An 18,844-nucleotide genomic window follows, 5' to 3' on the forward strand; every position below is an offset into this window, starting at 1 on the left:
AGGACGCATGCAGATCAGCGGACGCGCCTATTTCGACGACGGGCGGCCCGCCGCGGACGTGACGCTGCGGTTCGTCGACGTCGGCTTCAACGGCCGCGCCGACGTCCTCGCCGAGGCACAGACCGGCGGTGACGGCGCGTACTCGGTGACGGTCGAGCGCGACGGGCCGGTCAACCTGGAGGTCCGCGCGGTCACCGACGGCGAGGCCGGGCGGCCGGTGCGCCGGGCGGCCGAGCCGGAGACCGGTGAGGAGCCCACAGTGCGCCTCGACCCGCACGTCGTGGAGCGGCTGCAGGTGTCCGCCGTCGACACGTCCGGGCACGACGCCCGGCAGAACCTGCGCCGGGCCGGGCAGGTCGAGCAGGCGTCGCAGCTCGGCGCGACGAGGCAGGACCGGCTGTCCGTTCCACGGCAGGCCGGCGAGAGCGGCGAGATCCGGCTGACCGGGGTGCGGCACGGGCTGCGGGGCCGGTTCGACGGTCCGCTGAACGTTGTGGTGCCCGCCCGGCTGCGGCCGATGGCCGGCGAGTACGAACGGCTCGACTCCGACGTGCGCCCGATGCTGGGTGACGCGCGGCTGCGCAGCGCGGTCGAGGACGGGGTCACCAACGACCTGACCCTGCTCGCCTCGGCGACGAGCTGGGACGCGCGGCTGCTGGCGCTGGCCGCGACCGCCGACAAGCTGTCGCGCGGCACCGGCGTGCAGCCGTCCGCCCTGTACGGCTTGCTGCGCGCCGGGCTGCCCACCGACCCGGTGCAGCTGGCCCGCGTGGACGCCGGAGCCGTGGACCGCGCGCTGCGGGGCGCGGTCGAGGCCGGGGTGGTCGGCCTCGACGAGGAGCAGATCCGGGCCGCGGTGCAGGCGCACGAGGCGTACGCGGTGAAGATCCGGCGGCGGATGGTCGGCGCGGGCACCGTGTCCAGCTGGGGCGACGTGCTGGCGACCACGAAACTGCCGCAGGAGCAGTCCGCGGTGCTGGAGACGCTGTTCACCGAACACGGCCGGGACCGGGACGTGGACGGGTTCTGGGACGCCGCCGAGCGGCGCGGCCTGCCCACCGACACGCTGCGGGTCAGCGCCCGGCTGGCGCACCTGACCCTCAACAACGCCGACCTGATCGGCGACCTGCAGCGCGGCGTCGACGGTTCGGCCGACCTGGGCCCGGCCCTGGTCCGCGACGGCCTCTACCGGCCCGACCGCTGGACCGAGCGGATCACCGCACTGTCCGGGCAGGACCCCGAACGCCTCGACGGGCTAATCCCGCCCGCCTACGACGGTGCGGACACCGCCGACCGGCTCACCGCCTACGCGGCCGACCTGGCCCGCAAGGTGCGGCTGTCCTACCCGACGCAGGTCGTCGGGGACATGGTCGCCACCGGCGCGCTCGCGCTGCGCCATGACGAGGTCCGCGACGACGTGGCCCGCGTGCTGGACACCGCCGCGAACCGGCACGGCTTCGCCCTGGGCCGCACCCCGGTCAACACGTTCCTGGCCGAGCACGGCGGTGAGCTGTTCGCCGGCATGGGCGACGATCAGGTCACCAAAACGACCGCGCAGGTCAAGACACTGGCCCGGCTCTACCAGGTGACGCCCGACGACGAGTCGATGCAGGCGATGCTCGCCGCCGGGTTCGGCTCGGCGCTCGACGTCACGGCGGTGTCGTACGAGACGTTCATGGACACCAAGGCGCACCTGTTCGCCGGGCCGCAGGTCGCCGACCGGATCTACCGCAAGGCGCAGCAGGTCACCACGGTCGTCTACAGCTTCCTCGGGGTGGTGCAGCAGGCGGGCGCGGAGGTCGTGCTGCCGGTGGCGAGCCCGCCCGCCGAGGCCGTCGCGGCGGCGAAGACTGAGCTGATCAAGCAGTATCCGACGCTGGAGACGCTGTTCGGCTCGATGGACTTCTGTGAGTGCGACCACTGCCGCTCGATCCTCGGCCCGGCCGCGTACCTGGTGAATCTGCTGCGTTTCCTCGACCCCGCGCCGGAGGCGTGGGCCAAGCGGCTGGCCGACTGGAAGACCGCGCACGGCGGCGCGCCGTATCCGTACGCGGACATTCCAAGCTGGAAAGCCGACGGCGAGCCCGCGCCGACGACGCCGTACGAGGTGCTCACCCAGCGCCGGCCCGACCTGCCGAAGCTCCCGTTGACCTGTGAGAACACCAACACGGCGCTGCCCTACCTGGACATCGTCAACGAGATCCTGGAGCAGTACACCGCCGAGGGCACCCTGACCGGCATGCCGGTCTACGACACCGGCAACGCGACCAGCGAGAACCTGATCGCCGAACCGGCGAATCAGCTGGCCAAGGCGTACACCACGCTCAAGGCCGCCCGCTACCCGCTCACGCTGCCGTTCGACCTGTTCCTGACCACGGTGCGCGAGTTCTGCGACCACTTCGACGCGCCCCTGTGGACGCTGCTCGACACGCTGCGTCCCACCGACGCGCTGTACCCGGCCGGGACCGAACCGTACGGCCGGGCCGCGGTGTTCCTCGAACGCCTCGGGCTCACCCCCGACGAGCAGCGCCTGCTCACCGCCGCGAACCCGCTGCCCACCTGGACCGCGCTGTACGGCTACGACAGCACCGTCACCGAGGCGCAGGCGCTCACGGAGCTGTCCGGCGCGGTGGCCCTGTCCCGGCGGCTCGGCGTGACCTACCGCGAGCTGGTCGCCCTGGTGCGCACCGGTTTCGCCAACCCCGGCCTGGCCGGGCTGGCCACCCTGCGCCGCCTCGACCTGAACATGGAGGACGCGCTGCGCTACCGGGCCGCCGCCGGGCACGCGCCGTTCACCGCCGAGGAGCAGGCCGCCCTGGAGGCCAAGCTCGGCCCGATGGGCGTGACCTGGCTGCAGGGCGTCGACCTGACCGTCCTCGGCAGCGTGCTGGTGCTCGCCGACCCCGGGGCCGACCCGGGCTTCACCAACACGGTGCTGCGCCGCCTCGACGGCACCCCGGCGCAGCCCTTCGACTTCCTGCTGCTCAACCTGTTCGTACGGCTGCAGCGCCGGCTGCGCCGCCCGATCGAGGACCTGGACCGGGCGTTGCTGACGTTCCTGCCGAGCACCCCCGACCCGCGCACGGCCACCACGATCGGCGCGGCGCTGCGCAGCGCCCTGCTCGGCCTGGCCCACCTGGACGTGCTCGCGGCCGACCTCAAGGCCGGCAAACGCGGCCGCACCGACCTGCTCGCCCTGTGGGCCGACCTGGACGACCGGCACTACACCGAGCTGTTCCGGTCCGGCGCGCTGCCGACCGCCGACCCGGCGTTCGACCACCCCCTCGGCGACTACCTGTCGGACGCGTCGGTGCTGCTCAAGGCGCACCTGGCGGCGGTGCAGTCGGCGCTGCGGGTGACCGCCGACGACATCGCGGCGATCCTGGCCGCGTCCACCGCGTTCACCATGGACGACGCGCCGCTGACGATGCCGGTCGTGTCGGTGCTGCACCGGCACGCGCTGCTGGCCCGGCTGCTGAAACTGCCGGTCGTGGACCTGCTCGCGCTCAAGGGCCTGACCGGCCTGGACCCCTTCACGCCGACCGCGGCGGCCCCGGTCGCCGACCTCGCCGACGACCACGCGTTCACGCAGACCATGGCGTTCGTCGAGGCGGTGCGTGCGGTCAAGGAGCTGGGCGTGGAGCGGCTGAACTTCCTGCTCCGCCACCGGTTCGACCCGCTGGGCCCGCGCCGGGCCGCCGCCGAGCCGCCGTTCGCGCTGCTGCGCGGCCTCGCGGCGGAGATCACCCGGATCCGGGCCGAAAACGCCGTGCCCGCCGACCCGGCGCTGTTCACCGACGACGTGCTGCGCGCCCGGCTCGCGCTGGTGTTCCCGGCCGACGTCACCGAGGCCCTGTTCGGCATGTGGACCGACACCGTGCCGCTGCGCGCGGTCCGGCCCGCCGCCCCGGCCGCCGCCCTCGACCCGGCCGACTTCGCCGCGCTGCCGCAGGTCACCGTCGTGTACGACCCGGTGCGCCAGGAGCAGCAACTGGTGCACCGCGGGGTGCTGCGCGACGGCGAGCGGGCCGCGCTGCTCGCCGCGGTCACCGGGGCGCAGCCCGCGTACCTGGCCGGGCTGCTCGACGACGTGCAGGCCCAGGGCCGGGCGCTGTTCGACCGGCACCTGCTGCGCGCCACGGTGCCCGGGGTCGGCGAGACCGGCTTCCTCGCGGCGGGCGACTTCGACACGCTGTTCGCCGCACCGCCGCTGACCGCCGCCGCGGACCGCGACCGGCGTGCCCTGCTGGCCGAAGCGCTGCTGCCGTACCTGCGGGACCGGCTCATCCGGCAGGCCGTGATCACCGCTGTTGCTGCCGACCTGGGCACCGCGCCCGCGTTCACCGAGGCGCTGCTCACCGACACGGCGCTGCTCGACCGGCCCGACCAGCCCGGCCAGGCGCTGCTGGGCGCGTACGCGGCTGCGGCCGGGCCGGGCCTGAGCACCGACAGCGCGGGCGGCGCGGTGACGCTGACCGGTCATGTCGAGGTGCCCGCGACCGGGCCGTACCGGTTCACGGTCGCGGGGCTGCCCGTCGGCACCCTGGTGTCGGTCCGGTTCGGTCACCTCGCCGATCCGCTCCTGCACACCACGACCTCGTCCGCCGCGCCCGAGCCGTCGGCTTTCACCGAGCTGAAGGCGGGGCAGCCGTACGCGATCACCGTGCGGGCCGCCGGGACGGTCACGCCAGTGCTGCTGGTGCAGGGCGAGACCGTGCCGCAGGGGCCGGTCACGCAGCTGATCACCTACCCGCGCGAGGGTGTGGAGGCGCTGCACCGGGCGCACCTGCTGCTGGGCAAGACCACGGAGCTGCTCGGTGTGCTGGGCCTGGCCGCGGCCGAGGCCACGTACCTGCTCGCCCACCCGGCCGACTTCGACGGGCTGGACCTGGGGGAGCTGCCGACCAGGGCGGCCGACGACACCGACGTGCGGGCGCGGAAACTGTTCACGCAGGTGCTGCGGCTGTGCGCGTACGCCCGGCTGAAGGGTGAGCTGGGCGCGGACCTGACGCCGCTGCTCGCCGCCGCCCGCCGCGCCTTCCCGGCCGACGTGGCGGCCGCCGACGCGCGGGAGCAGACCCTCGCCGGTCTCGCCTCGGCGGTCGGCGCGGTCACCCGCCGCGACCCGGCGGCGGTGCGCGCGGCGATGGACCTGCTCGGCGTCACCGCCACCGTCGGCTCCGGGGATCCCTACGCCGTCGAGGCCACCGCACTGGCCGACGAGAAAGGACTGGCCCGGCTGTGGCGACTGCTGCAGCTCGCCGGCCGGTTCGGGGTGAGCCCGGCGGTGCTGTCGGGCTGGGCCGACCCGGAACCCGACGCGGCCGTCGCCCAGGGCGTACGCGACACCCTGCGCGCCCGCTACGCACCCGAGGTGTGGCGGGCCGTGGTCAAGCCGATCGCCGACCGGCTGCGCCAGGCCCGCCGCGACGCCCTCGTGGCGCACCTGCTGCAGACGATGGACCTGGACCGGCTGGAGCAGCTGTACGAGATCTTCCTCGTCGACCCCGGCACCGAACCCGTGGTGCAGACCTCGCGGCTGCGCCAGGCGATCTCCTCGGTGCAGCTGTTCATCCAGCGCTGCCTGCTCAACCTGGAGCCGAAGGTCAGCCCGTCGGTCATCGACGCGGCGCACTTCGCCTGGATGAAGCGCTACCGGGTCAGCGAGGCCAACCTGAAGATCCTGGTGTGGACCCCGAACTGGCTGGAGCCGGAGTTCCGCGACGACAAGACGCACCTGTTCCAGGAGCTGGAGAGCGCGCTGACGCAGACCGACCTGACCAACGACGACGCCGAGGACGCGCTGTTCGGCTACCTGCGCGGCCTGGACGAGATCGCCCGCCTGGACATCCGCGCCGTGTACGTCGAGCAGGCCCCCGACCCGTCCGACAACGTCGTGCACGTCGTCGGGCGCACGTTCGCCGCGCCGCACAAGTACTTCTACCGCACCCTGGCGCACCGGTCCTGGACACCGTGGTCGCCGGTCACCGCCGAGATCGAGGGCGACCACGTCGCCATCGCCAAATGGCGCGACCGGGTGCACATCTTCTGGGTCACCTTCGTGCCCGAGCCCGGCAAGCCCGACCCCGGCCCGCTCGCCGGCGAGGGCGCGGCGACGCTGACGTTCGGCCAGCTGTCCGGGCTGTCGGCGCTGTTGTCGGTCAACGTCAAGCTCGGCTGGACGCACCGGTTCGGCCGGGACTGGAGCCCGGCCGGTTCGTCCGGCGTGCTGAAGGTGCCGCTCGGGGCGATGGTGTCCTTCGACCCGAAGGAGGAGCACGTGCACGCGACCACGGCCGCCGACGGGGCCGTGTGGGTTCACCTCACCGGGCGGCTCAACACCGCGTTCCGGGTCGTCAGCAGGCACGCGACGCCGACGCTGAAGACCGCCGCGCAGCCGCCGCGGCCGCCGTTCGCCGAGATCACCGACGGCGACCAGGGCCGCTGGGACGCCACCGGCACGCTGTCGTCGTTCTACGTCGACAAGATCACCACGAAGAACGGCGTGCAGCAGCCCGCCTGCCCGACCAAGCTGGCCATCCTCGGCAAGATCTCCGAGTACACACTGGTCACCAACGGCACCCCGATCGGCGGGCTGCCCTCCGACGTCGGCAACCTGGTGCTGCCGTTCTTCGTCGCCGACGAGCACGCCACCTTCTGGGTCGAGCCGCAGCTCACCGAGCGCACCATCGAGCAGGGCGACCGGCTGATCTTCACCACGCCGCTGATCGAGCCGCACTTCGAACTGCCGCCGCTGGTCGCCCACGTGCCGGTGCCCCCAGGCCCGCCGCAGTGGGAGGTCGACCCCCGGGTGCTGTACCAGATCGAGCCCAAGTTCGACGAGATCACCGCGCTGGGCAAGACCGTCGCGTTCGGCGACACCGTCATCGGCCCGCAGGGCGGGCACTTCTTCTCCGGAGGCGCGTTGTGATCGCCAAGGACCAGCTCGTCCAGCAGTTCCACGGAGGCAGCGCGCTGGCGAGCCAGCTCGGCGCGTACAAGATAAACCGGACGACGGTCGTCGAGCGGGAGCTCGCGTACCGCTTCTTCGGCCACTTCCACCCGTACGTGCACGAGCTGATCCACGAGCTGGTGGAGCGCTCGGTCAGCGGGCTCCAGGCGGCCGACACCGACTACCTGCGCACGCCCGACGGCAAGGTCAAGACCCTGCCCGACGGCCGGCCCCGGCCGCGCCTGTACGAGGAGTTCTTCGCCGCGTACGCCCCCAGCGCCCGGGTCACCGGCGACCACCCGGTCAAGGACCTCGACTTCACCGCCACCGGCGCGTACTCCTGCTACAACTGGGAGCTGTTCTACCACGTGCCGATCGCGATCGCGACGCACCTGATGCGCGCCCAGCGCAACGAGGACTGCCAGCGCTGGCTGCACTACGTCTTCGACCCGACCGCGACCGGTGTCGACCCGTCGCCGATGCGGTTCTGGAAGGTGCGCCGCTTCCACGAGCTGGAGGTCGTCAGCATCGAGAAGGTGCTGGCCAACCTGTCCACCCAGGCCGACAAGAAGCTGCTCGAGGACACCCTGGCCGCCATCCACGACTGGAAGGACCACCCGTTCCGCCCGCACGTGGTGGCCCGGTGGCGGCAGAGCGCCTACATGGTCAAGACGGTCATGCTGTACCTGGACAACCTCATCGCCTGGGGCGACCGCCTGTTCGCCGAGGACAACGGCGAGTCGATCGGCGAGGCCACCCAGTTGTACGTGCTCGCCGCGCAACTGCTCGGTCCGCGCCCGCAGGCGGTGCCGCGCAAGGGCTGGCAGCAGCCCCAGTCGTACGAGTCGCTGCGCCCCAAACTGGACGCGCTCGGCAACACGTTCACCGAGCTGGAAGTCGACATCCCGTTCGACAAGCTGCCGCCGCCGAGCGCCCCGTCGGACGCCGCCGCGCTGCAGACCGTCGCCAGCATCGGCGGGGCGCTGTACTTCTGCGTGCCGCCCAACGAGAAACTGCTCGGCTACTGGGACACCGTCGCCGACCGCCTCTTCAAGATTCGTAACAGCCTGAACCTGCAGGGCGTGTTCCGGCAGCTGCCGCTGTTCGACCCGCCGATCGACCCGGCGCTGCTGGCCAAGGCCGCCGCCGCGGGGCTCGACGTGTCCTCGGTGCTGGCCGGCCTGCACCAGCCCGCGCCACTGGTGCGCTTCTCGGTGCTCGTGCACAAGGCCGCCGAGCTGGCCCGCGACGTCAGCTCGCTGGGCGCGCACCTGCTGTCGGCGATCGAGAAGCAGGACGCCGAGACCCTGTACGCGCTGCGCGCCCGGTACGAGCGCAGCCTGCTCCAGCGCGCCGAACTGGTGCGCTTCCAACAGTGGCAGGAGGCGGTCAAGGCGCGCGAAGGCGTGCAGAAGTCGTTCGCGTCCGCGCTGACCCGCTACCGCTACTACGAGCTGCAGCTCGGCAAACCCGACGCGGAGATCGTCGTGCCCGGACTGGACGACCTGGACCGGGCCGCGATGGCGACCCTGAAGTTCACCTCCGGCGAGGAACCCGGCCCGCAGCCGCGGCCGCTGGAGGTCGACATCGCCAAGAACCTGGCCGACGCCGACGGCAAGCTCATCTCCTCGTACGAGGCCAAGGAGCTGGAGTTCCTCAAGCTGGCCCAGTCGTCGCGGGACAAGGCGATGGACGGCGACTCACTGGCCGCGATGCTGAGCATGATCCCGACCTTCGGGGCCCGGTTCGAACCCTTCGGCACCGGCGGCACCATCTCGTTCGGCGGCGGCAACCTGGCCGCCGGGGTGTCCTGGCACGCGTCCTCCGACAAGCAGAGCGCCGAGTCCCGTTCGCACACCGCCGCGGTCGCGGGCAAGGTCGGCTCGTACGCCCGCCGCCAGCTCGACTGGTCCTACCAGAGCAACCAGGCCCTGGCCGACCTCGCGGTCACGCTCAAGCACTGGCGGGCGGCGCAGATCCGCGAGGCGTCCAGCGAGCAGGAGTTCCGCAACCATCAGCAGCAGATCGCCGAGGCCGAGCAGATCGAGCAGTTCCTGGCCGGGGAGAAGGTGGACGGCGCGACCAAGACCAGCACCGCCGCGCTGTACACCTGGCTGCGCCGGGAGATCCGGGCGCTGTACAACTCCGGGCTGAGCCTGGCCACCGAGGTCGCCCGCAATGCCGAACGGGCGCTGCAGTACGAACTCGGCGACCCCGGGCAGTCGTTCCTGCAGCCCGGCTACGCCACCGGCAAGGAGGGGCTGCTGGCGGGCGAGCGGCTGCTGCTCGACGTCAAGCGCATGGAGCACGCCTACCACGACCTCAACCGGCGGGAGCTGGAGCTGACCAAGAACGTCAGCCTGCGCCAGCTCGACCCCGGGGCGCTCATGCGGCTGCGGACCTACGGGTTCTGCGAGGTCACCCTGACCGAGGACCTGTTCGACCAGGACTACCCCGGGCACTACTTCCGCCGGCTGCGCGCCGTCGGGGTGAGCATGCCCGCCACCGCCGGACCGCAGACCACCGTCGCCTGCACCCTCACCCTGCTGCACAGCAGCATCCGGGTCACCCCGCAGCTGGCCGACGGCGCGTACGAGCGCGACGGCGAGGACACCGAGCGCTTCCGTGACAGCTACGGCCGCGTCGAGTCGATCGCGACCAGCAACGCGGTCGGCGACTGGGGCACCTTCGACGGGCCGAACGGCCGCGACGAGCGCCTCGGGCCGTTCGAGGGCCAGGGCGCGATCAGCACCTGGCGCGTCGAGCTGCCGAAGCTGCGCCAGCACGACTACCTGGCGATCCCGGACGTGATCCTGCACGTGCGGATGACCGCCCGCGACGGCGGTCTGCCGCTGCGCCAGGCGGCCGAGACGGCCCTGGCCGAACGCATCGCCGCGGCCGGAGCGGTCGGCAACGTGCGGCTGCTGTCGTTGCGGCAGGACTTCCCGACGGCGTGGGCGAAGTTCCGCTCCGCTCCCGCGGCGGCCCGCACCCCGTTCACGGTCACCCTGCGGCCCGAGCACTACCCGTTCTGGGCCGACACCGGCAGTGCGGTGCTGCGCCGGATCGAGGTGTACGCCCAGCCGGGCGCGGCCACCGCGGTCACCGTCACCGCCGACGCGGCGGGCACGCAGCCGGTGCTCGCGCTGTCCGCCGACGGCGCCCCGCCCGGAGTGCTCTGGGGCAGGTTGCCCGACGCGGCGACCCCGCCTCCGGCGCTGGGCGCGTTCACCTGGCACTTCGACGACACCCGGCTCGAAGACGCCTGGCTGGTGCTCACCTGGGGCACCGAGTAGCCCCGTTCGACGTGACACGAGTGGCCCGGGTCCGGTCAGGACCCGGGCCACTCGGCTGTCGCTCAGCTGCTCGGCTCCGGCGCGGCGTTGCCGGCCGACGGCGGCTCGTTCGTGGGGCCGCCCGAGGCCGGCGGCAGGTTCCGGCCGCGGCTGCGGGACTTGTACGCCGAGTCCGACGACGAGTACTTCGCGGCGCGCGCGATCATGCCCTGCTCGGTCTGCTCGGCCAGATACCGCAGCGACGACGCCTCCTCGTCCAGGTCGGCGCGCAGGAAGTCCGGGGCGTCTTTCAGCACGTCGTCGACCGCGCGCTGCGCCTGGCGGATCTCGTCGAGCGCCCTGCGGACCGAGCTGTCGCTCAGGTACGCCGAGGCACGGCGCTTGATCTTCTGAACCTGCAGGTACACCAGCTCGGTGCGCACCACCGGGTCCGCGACGCGGCCCGCGGCCTGGTCGCCCGGCACCACGTTGACATGCAGCGGCACCGTCACCGTGTGCTGGGTCAGACCCGGCAGCTCCACCCAGGTGAACTCGCACGTCGCGACCTGTGCCAGGCCGAGCGCGGCGATCGCCGGGACGTCGAACACCAGCAGCAGCTTGCGGGTCTCGTCGGCGTAGAACGCGCCCAGCTCGGCCAGCACGGTCTTGCCTGTCGCCGTCACCGGTAGGTCGTTGAGGATCTGCACCGCCCGCACCTCGGGCGACAGCGTGATCTGCAGCGACGCGGCCTGCGCGGTCTGCGACAGCAGGCCGTCGACCTCCCCGGCGATCTGCGCGGAGGCGGTGTCGGCCTCCTCGGCGAACAGCTCGTTGCCCATGCCGCCCCGGGCGATCGCCGACATCAGCCGCTCGTCGTAGCCGAGTCCGAAACCGAGCGTGGACGACGTGACCTGGTCCGCGTACGCCTTCGCGGCCACCCCGCCGAGCGCCTCGGGGTCGGTGACGCCCGCGTTGGCGTGCCCGTCCGACACCAGCAGCAGCCGCGCTCCACCCTGCCCGGCGACCCGCTTGGCCTCCTGCAGCCCGCGCAGGTAACCGGCGGACAGGTCGGTGCCGCCCCGGGCGTGCAGGCCCGCGACGGCCCGTTTGACCGCGAGCTTGTCGGTCAGCCTGCCGGCCGGGACGGTCAGCTCGACCCGGTCGTCGAAGGCGACCAGGCCGAAGTTGTCCTGCGGGTCGAGCCGGTCGATCAGCCCGAGCAGCGCCGTCTTCGCGCCGTCCAGACGTCCCTCGTCCATCGAGCCGCTGCGGTCGAGCACCACCTGCAGCGTCTGCGGCGGGCGGGGACCGGCGGCGGCCGGGGCGGGCGGCGCGGTCAGCTCGATGAGCACCGACAGCTGGTCGTCGGTCTCCATGGCGACGACGTCGACGTCCAGATGCGCGGTGATGTGCATGGAATCTCCTTCGGACGGCGAAACGGGACCGCGTGCACAGTAGGCGGCGGCGTCCAGTGCGGCGAGGTTTCAGCATTGTCGGGCCGGGAAACTGAACCGGTCATGGGGGAGCACAAGAAACTTCGCAAAGGTGACAAAGTGGCCTGGCGTAGTCACGGGCAGACCGTGCACGGCACCGTCGAGGAGAAGATCACCGACCGCGCCGACGCCGCCGGGCGCACCGTCGCCGCCTCGGACGACGACCCGCAGTACCGCGTGACCAGCGACAAGACCGGCCGCGACGCGGTACACAAGCCGGAGGCGCTGCGCCGTGAACGCTGACGAGCGCGACCAGACTTACCGCGACTTCGGCGACGCGGTCAACATGACCCCGGCCGCGCTGGAGAAGTGGCTCGACAGTGCGGACTCCACCGCGGTCGGCCAGAAGTAGGGCGGCGGCGAGTCGACCGGGCACGCCTCCGGGCGGCGCATCGTCGGGCTGCTGCGGACGAAGAAGGCCGACCTCAGCGACGCGGACCTCGCCCACATGCGCAAGGTCGTCGGGTACGTGCACCGGCACCTCGCCCAGCGCCCGTCCGGCGACGTCACCGACACACCCTGGCGGTACTCCCTGATGAACTGGGGCCACGACCCGCTGCGGTAACGCCTTTGCGCGATCATGATCACGCGTTCTAGGGTGCGTGCGTGCGTGACATACCCCGGGTCGTGTGGATCCTCGCCGTAGGTCGATTCGTCAACGCCGCCGGGTCGTTCGTCTTCACGTTCCTCTTCCTCTACCTGACCGGGCCGAGGCAGCTGCCCCTGGAGCAGGCCGGTCTGATCAGCGGCGCGCTCGGCGTCGGCCTGCTGGCCGGCAACTTCACCGGCGGCTGGTTCGGTGACCGGTTCGGCCACCGCCGGATCATGCTGCTCGCCTCCGCCGTCGCGGGCGTCGTCACGCTGCTGATGCCGTGGACGCCGGTGGCGCTGCTGGCCGTGTCCACGGCCCTGCTCGGCTACAGCGGCGCGACCGCCGGCACCTCGCAGGGCGCGCTCACCGCGCTCGCGGTGCCGCCCGGTGACCGGCGGCGCGCCGTGGCGATCAGTCGGGCCGCGTTCAACGCCGGCTGCGTCATCGGACCGCCGGTCGGCGCGCTGCTCGCCGTGGAGCACTTCACCGCCCTGTTCGTCATCGACGGCCTGGTCATTTTGGCCGTCCGGGCGGTCACCGCCGCGCTGCTGCGTGCCGAACCAGAGCGGCGGCCCGCGCCCGCCGGCGCCGCGCCCGCGGGGCTGTGGCGCAGCGTGCTCGCCGACCGCGGCCTGCTGACGCTGCTGCCCGCGATCGTCGTGGTCGACGTCGTCTACCGGCAGCTGTACTCGACCCTGCCGGTCTACCTGCGCGACAACGGGCAGCAACTGACCGTGTACGCCACCGTGCTCGCCGTCGGCTCCGGGCTGATCCTGCTGCTGGAGATCCCGGTGACCATGCTGCTGCGGCGGCTGCCCGCCACGAGCATCATCGCGGTCGGATACACGCTGGTCGGGGTCGGCATGGCGGTGTTCGGGCTGGGCTCCACGGCGGCCGTGGTGATCGCCGCGATGGTGGTGCTGACCGCCGGCGAGATCCTCTACAAGACGACCGCCACCGCGCACGTGCTCGACCGCGCCCCGGCCGACCTGACCGGCCGCTACCAGGGCCTCTACACCGGAGCCGCGACCAGCGGCACCATGCTCGCCGCCCCACTCGGGGCGCTGATCTACGGACTCGCGCCAGGCGCGCTGTGGCCGGTGTGCGCCGTGCTCGCGGTCGGCGCGGGACTGCTCGCCTGGCGATCGGGCCGGGCCGTGGTCCAGGCGGAGACCGCGGTGGCAGAGCCGGCTCCCGCCTCCGTCTGACGACGCCGGACGGTGCGTCGGTCCGCGAGCTGCGGACACCCACGCACGCCGGCGATGCGGGATGATCGAGGCATGCCGTCCGCCTCCCTCGCCCGCACCTTCGCGGCCGCCGGGTTCGCCGCCGTCGTCGCCGGGGTGCTGGCCGTGTCCGCCCTGCACGTGCTGCCGCCGACCGCCGCGATCAGCCCGATCCGCCGCACCATCAGCGAGTACGCCTACTACGAGACCGGCTGGGTGTTCAACCTCGGCGTCCTGATCCTCGCGGCGGGTTCGCTGGCCGTGTTCGTGGCGCTGGCGTACGCGAAGCTGATCCGGCCCGCGTCGTTCGCCTCGCTCGGGCTGCTGCTGTGGTCGGCGGGCCTGGCGGCGGTGGTGTACTTCCCGAAGCACGACTGGTCGGTCGGCCCGTCGCTGCACGGGCACATCCACCGGATGGCGAGCCTCGTCGCGTTCCTCAGCCTGCCCCTGGGCGCGCTGCTGGTCACCGTCATGTGGCGGCGGGAGCGGCGCTGGCGGGGTAGCGTCTGGCTGACCGCGATCCCCGCGCTGGCCGCGCTCGCCTTCTTCAGCGTCATCATCGGCGCGTACCTGCTCACGCCGTACACCGGCTTGCCGTGGTGGGATGTCATCCCGCTCGGCTTCGTGGAACGCGGCCTGGCCACCTTCGAGGTGCTCACGGTGCTGGCGCTGGGCCGCTGGGCATGGCGTGCCTCATCCACACCGGAGGCCGCCGCGCCTTCGGCGGACCGCGGACCCGAAGCGCTACCATGATCCGTTTTTGTGGACGCCCGACGCTGCTATAACGACGTTCAGCGTCCACAAAAACGGATCATCGGACCCCGCCGGGCATCCGGATCGGCCAAAGCGGGCTATCGTGCCGCCATGTCTGACGTCGAGCAGCCGCAGGTGTTCGTGAACCGCTTCGGTGACGCGGCCGGTCCGGGTGACCGGGAGTCCGCCCGCGACACCTGCCGGTGCATGGCGCAGCCCAAGCAGGAGAAGCGCTTCCACCGCGACCGGCAGGACACGCGGGCCCCGGGCTGGCTGCGGCTGCTGGACCTGATCGAGCAGGCGGCGGCCGACGGCCGGGAGAAGTTCACGCCGCTGGCGGAGCTGAGCGCGCAGGAACGGCGGCAGGTGGTCACCCTGCCCGCGTCGATCGGCACGTTGACCGAGGTGAAACACCTGGTGCTGTACGGCAGCAACCTGGTGCGGATCCCGCCGCAGATCGGGATGATGCGCAACCTGAAGGTGTTCGAGCCGTACACCTCCTACCGGCTGCACTGGTTCCCGTACGAGCTGACCCGCTGCCCGCTGCTGGACGACAGCACGGTGAGCACCCGGGCGGTGTACGGCAACTACAAGACCCGGATGACGTTCCCGAAGCTCGCCGAAACCGGCCGACCGCCCGCGACGCCTGATCCGGGCCGGTGGGGCGCGGACGAGATCCTCTCCTGCAGCGTGTGCGACCAAGCCCTGACGGGCGGCGAGACGCGCCAGGTCTGGATCTCGCGAGGCGTCGGCTCCGACGTGCTCCCGCTGCTGGTCAACGCGTGCTCTCAGGCGTGCGTGGACGCGCTGCCGAAGCCGGCCGCCAACCACGTTCCCATGGTGCACACCGGCGGTCGCGAGGTGGCGCAACCCGCGACCCAGTGGTGAGCGGCCGCGTCAGGCCTTCGTCGCTGCCGGGGTCGCCGTCACCGGTGTCGGGGCCGGGACGGCCGAAACCGGTTCCGCCACGAGGTCAGCAGCCGCGGCGGTGCTCGCGCGGTTGTCGGCGCGGCGCAGGAACGCCCAGGTGGTCAGGCCGGCGGGGATGACCAGCCAGCAGGACAGCAGCCGGTAGCCGAGCACGGTCGCCGCGGCGGCGGCCGGTTCCGCGCCCGCGGCGGTCAGCGCGGCGAGCAGCGTCGCCTCGATGACGCCGATGCCACCGGGCGTGATCGGAATCTGCCGTACCAGCTGCGCCGCCACGTAGACCGTGCCGAGCTGGAGCAGGTCCAGCGGGAGGTGGAAGGCCTGCGCGACGGCGACCAGGCAGGCGAGGTCGGCGAGCCAGTTGAGCGCGGACAGCCCCAGCGCGGCGGTGCGGTACCGGCGCGGCATGGTCTCGGCGACCGCGGCCACGTCGCGCATCAGCTGCCCGAGGCGGTGCAGCTGCGTGCGTACGAGCCCGGACCGGGCGGGTCGCCCGGCGTCGGTGGTGTCCGGGGCGGTGGCCAGGAAGTCGAGGTCCTCCTCGTCGACCGGGCCGTCGATGGTCAGGGAGGCGCGCGCCCGGACGCGGTGCCGCACCAGCAGGGCGGCCGTCGCGGCGCTGACGCCCAGCACCGCGGGGGTCAGCACCGGCTGGTCCCGCCAGGTCGACACCGGCGAGGCGAGGAAGGTGAGCAGGAAGCCCGCGACATACAGCAGCGCGAGGGCGACGAACGAGCTGACGCCCGACATGATCATGACGGCGGTCGCCGCCTCGCGGCTCGCGCCCCAGCGGCGGAAACGCTGGTACGCGTACCCGGCGGAGACGGCGGTGCCGGCGGGCATGCTGATCGACAGCGCGGAGCGCGTGTAGGCCAGGGCCAGCGCGCCGCCCAGCCGGGCGGGCACCCCGACGCCTTTGAGCAGGTTCGTCTGCTGGCGGGCGAACAGGGACATCGACAGGATCTCGGCGAGCAGCGCGACGCCGATCCAGGCGAGGTCGCCGTCGGCGACGACCGGCTTGATCTGGTCGAGGCCGGGGATCTGGTCGCGTACGGTCACCAGCGCCAGCACGACCACGGCCACCGGCAGCAGCCCGCGCAGCCAACGCCGCCAGACGGGAGCGGGCGCTCTGAGCGCCGCGGACGTGCGCGGGGATGGCTCCTCGGGCGGGCGGGGGTGGCGACGGGCCGCAGTCCGCTGCCCGGGTATCGCGGCCTGCCGGCGCGGGGACCGGTAGGGCCGGGCCTGGCGTCGGCAGATCTTCGGCGCGCTACGTCGGCGAAGTGCCTTCACGATCACGGACCATACCGCTCGCGGGTCGCCTGTCGGGCGACTCGTAACGCTGCACACAGCGCAAAGTTTGCTGAAAGCCGAGCGCGGTGGGCCGCCGCCGGGGCAGGCATGCCGCTACGCGAACGGCTCGGCGGCGCGGTCCAGCCCGGCCCGCACGGCGACAGGCAGGGCGGCCCCGCCACCCTGCTCGACCCACAGCCCGAACACGGTGCGCAGCGCGGTCATGAAGACGGCGGCGAGCACGCGCGAGCGCATCGGCTCGTCGGCGTGGCCGGGGTCGCGCGCGGCGACCTCGGCGGCGAGTTCGTGTTCCAGCGAGGTCTGGGCGGCCGCCTGCTGGGCGAGCAGGGACGGGTGGCGGCGCAGCAGCCGGGTCTGCGCGACCCAGTTCGGGTCGACCTCGCCGATCTGCTCGAAGTGGGTCACCGCCGCGTTGGTCATCGCCTGCCACGGGGTCTCCCCGGCGGGGCGGGCGCGCAGCAGTTCGAGCAGGGCGTTGACGCGCATCCGGTCGCCGTACAGGAGGGCGTCCTCCTTGTTGGCGAAGTAGTTGGAGAAGGTGCGCCGGGACACGTTGGCCTCGTCGGCGATGGCGTCCACGGTCACCGCGTCCAGGCCGCGTTCGACGGCCAGGCGCAGCACGGCTTCGTGCAGGGCCTGCCTGGTCGCTTCCTTCTTGCGCTCGCGCAGGGTCGGCGTCGGCTCGCTCGTCGGCTCCACGAGCAGGAGACGATACCGGTCGGCGTGGCGAAATGCACATCGGGAAACTTTGCACACTGTGCAAGTTCGGTGCCATATTCGATGCCATGAGCAACCCCGGCCATATCCCCCGCCACCTGCGCATGGGCCACCGCGAGATCCTGGAGTCCCTGAGCGGGCTGCTGCTCGTGCTGTTCGTCGCGATGATCAGCTCGACCATCGTGTCCACCGCGCTGCCCCGTATCGTCGGCGAGCTGAACGGCACCCAGACGCAGTACACCTGGATCGTCACCGCGACCCTGCTCGCCGCCACCGCGACGACCCCGGTCTGGGGGCGCCTGGCGGACATGTTCAGCAAGAAACTCCTGGTCCAGATCGCCATCGTGATCTTCGTGATCGGCTCGCTGCTCAGCGGGTTCGCCCAGGACACCAGCCAGGTCATCGCGGCCCGCGCGGTGCAGGGCATCGGCGTCGGCGGCCTGCAGGCCCTGGTCCAGATCGTGATCGCGGCGATGATCCCGCCCCGCGAGCGCGGCCGGTACAACGGCTACCTCGGCGGCGTCATGGCCGTCGCCACGCTGGCCGGTCCGCTGCTCGGCGGCCTGATCGTGGACACGTCGTGGCTGGGCTGGCGCTGGTGCTTCTTCATCGGCGTGCCGATCGCCGCGATCGCCTTCGCGCTGCTGTGGCTGACCCTGGACCTGCCGCACGGCCACCGGGTCAAGGCGAAGATCGACTACCTGGGCGCGGCCCTGATCGCCATCGGCGTGAGCACCCTGCTGGTGTGGGTGTCGTTCGTCGGCAACTCGTTCGACTGGCTGTCCTGGCAGACCTTCGCCATGGTCGGCGCGGCGCTGCTGGTGCTGGCCATGGCGGTGTGGGTGGAGCTGCGGGCGGAGAGCCCGGTCGTGCCGATCACCGTGATCAGCAAGCGCGTCCCCGCGTTGTCGATCGTCGCCAGCCTCGCGGTCGGCATGGCCATGTTCGGCGGCTCGGTGTTCCTCGGCCAGTACTTCCAGATCGGCCGCGGCTACACCCCGACCGAGGCCGGCCTGCTCACCATGCCCCTGATGTTCGGCGTGCTGGTGTCCTCGACCGTCACCGGCCGCATGGTCACCAAGTCCGGCAAGGTCAAGCCGTACATCGTCACCGGCGCGATTGTGCTGGTCGCAGGCTTCCTCGGGCTGTCGTTCATCGACCACGACACACCGCTGACCGTGATCAGCGTGGGCATGCTGCTCGTCGGCCTCGGCGTCGGCATGACCATGCAGAACCTGGTGCTCGCGGTGCAGAACACCGCCGCCATGAGGGACCTCGGCGCGGCCACCGGCTCGGTGACCTTCTTCCGCTCGCTCGGCGGCACCATCGGCGTCTCGGTGCTCGGCGCGGTGCTGGCCAACCGGGTCCAGTCAATCATTGCCGACCACCTGGCCGCGGCCGGGCTGCCCGCGGGCTCGGGCGGCGGCTCGCTGAACCTCAAGACGCTGCCGCCGATGGCCCAGACCATCGTCCGAGAGGCGTACGGCGACGCCACCGGCCACATCTTCCTCATCTCCGCGGCCATCGGCGCGGTCGGCGTCATCGCCGCACTGCTGCTGCCCGACATCGTGCTGCGCTCCGGCGCCCCGGCCCCC

The 18,844-nt window shown here is 72.4% G+C and carries 9 protein-coding genes and 2 pseudogenes; 8 read left to right on the top strand and 3 right to left on the bottom strand.

Translation table 11 applies throughout. The annotated features are described in order from the left end of the window. Positions 1-7: 7 nt before the first annotated feature. Positions 8-6,931 carry a neuraminidase-like domain-containing protein gene (locus AB0B66_RS27675; RefSeq protein WP_360535396.1) on the top strand — a complete coding sequence of 2,308 codons (6,924 nt, stop codon included), beginning with the start codon at positions 8-10 and terminating at the stop codon, positions 6,929-6,931. Further along, complete coding sequence (locus AB0B66_RS27680; protein ID WP_360535398.1) at positions 6,928-10,248, top strand: hypothetical protein; 3,321 nt, start codon at positions 6,928-6,930, stop codon at positions 10,246-10,248. The genes AB0B66_RS27675 and AB0B66_RS27680 overlap by 4 nt, the downstream gene beginning before the upstream one ends. 62 nt (positions 10,249-10,310) lie before the next feature. Here AB0B66_RS27680 and AB0B66_RS27685 read toward each other — a convergent pair whose 3' ends face one another. Then, positions 10,311-11,642: a VWA domain-containing protein gene (locus AB0B66_RS27685; RefSeq protein ID WP_360535400.1), complete on the bottom strand. Its 1,332-nt coding sequence runs from the start codon at positions 11,640-11,642 to the stop codon at positions 10,311-10,313. A 102-nt stretch (positions 11,643-11,744) separates the two neighbouring features. Here AB0B66_RS27685 and AB0B66_RS27690 point away from each other — a divergent pair, with 102 nt between their 5' ends. From AB0B66_RS27690 to AB0B66_RS27710, 5 genes and pseudogenes are all read left to right on the top strand, one after another. Next, a complete protein-coding gene (locus AB0B66_RS27690) occupies positions 11,745-11,963 on the top strand; it encodes a DUF2945 domain-containing protein (protein WP_360535402.1) in 219 nt (72 codons plus the stop codon). Further along, positions 11,953-12,276: pseudogene (locus AB0B66_RS27695) on the top strand (DUF3140 domain-containing protein); the annotation flags it as partial. The gene AB0B66_RS27690 and the pseudogene AB0B66_RS27695, both read left to right, overlap by 11 nt. Before the next feature lie 50 nt (positions 12,277-12,326). Next, positions 12,327-13,520: an MFS transporter gene (locus AB0B66_RS27700; RefSeq protein WP_360535404.1), complete on the top strand. Its 1,194-nt coding sequence runs from the start codon at positions 12,327-12,329 to the stop codon at positions 13,518-13,520. A gap of 72 nt (positions 13,521-13,592) precedes the next feature. Continuing rightward, positions 13,593-14,291, top strand: coding sequence for a DUF998 domain-containing protein (locus tag AB0B66_RS27705; RefSeq protein WP_360535406.1), 699 nt, complete (start codon positions 13,593-13,595; stop codon positions 14,289-14,291). A gap of 111 nt (positions 14,292-14,402) precedes the next feature. After that, the gene (locus tag AB0B66_RS27710; RefSeq protein ID WP_360535408.1) at positions 14,403-15,179 is read left to right on the top strand and encodes a leucine-rich repeat domain-containing protein; all 777 of its coding nucleotides are present in this window, start codon (positions 14,403-14,405) and stop codon (positions 15,177-15,179) included. A 9-nt stretch (positions 15,180-15,188) separates the two neighbouring features. Here AB0B66_RS27710 and AB0B66_RS27715 read toward each other — a convergent pair whose 3' ends face one another. Next, a complete protein-coding gene (locus AB0B66_RS27715) occupies positions 15,189-16,511 on the bottom strand; it encodes a lysylphosphatidylglycerol synthase transmembrane domain-containing protein (protein ID WP_360535410.1) in 1,323 nt (440 codons plus the stop codon). 114 nt (positions 16,512-16,625) lie between these two features. Beyond that, entirely contained in the window at positions 16,626-17,231 is a 606-nt protein-coding gene (locus AB0B66_RS27720) for a TetR/AcrR family transcriptional regulator (protein ID WP_360535412.1), read from the bottom strand. A 122-nt stretch (positions 17,232-17,353) separates the two neighbouring features. On the opposite strand from AB0B66_RS27720, the pseudogene AB0B66_RS27725 reads away from it, so the two are divergent. Further along, positions 17,354-18,829: pseudogene (locus AB0B66_RS27725) on the top strand (MDR family MFS transporter); the annotation flags it as partial. Positions 18,830-18,844: the final 15 nt, after the last annotated feature.

This window comes from Catellatospora sp. NPDC049111 (assembly GCF_040648615.1).
In the GTDB taxonomy this organism is placed as follows: domain Bacteria; phylum Actinomycetota; class Actinomycetes; order Mycobacteriales; family Micromonosporaceae; genus Catellatospora; species Catellatospora aurea.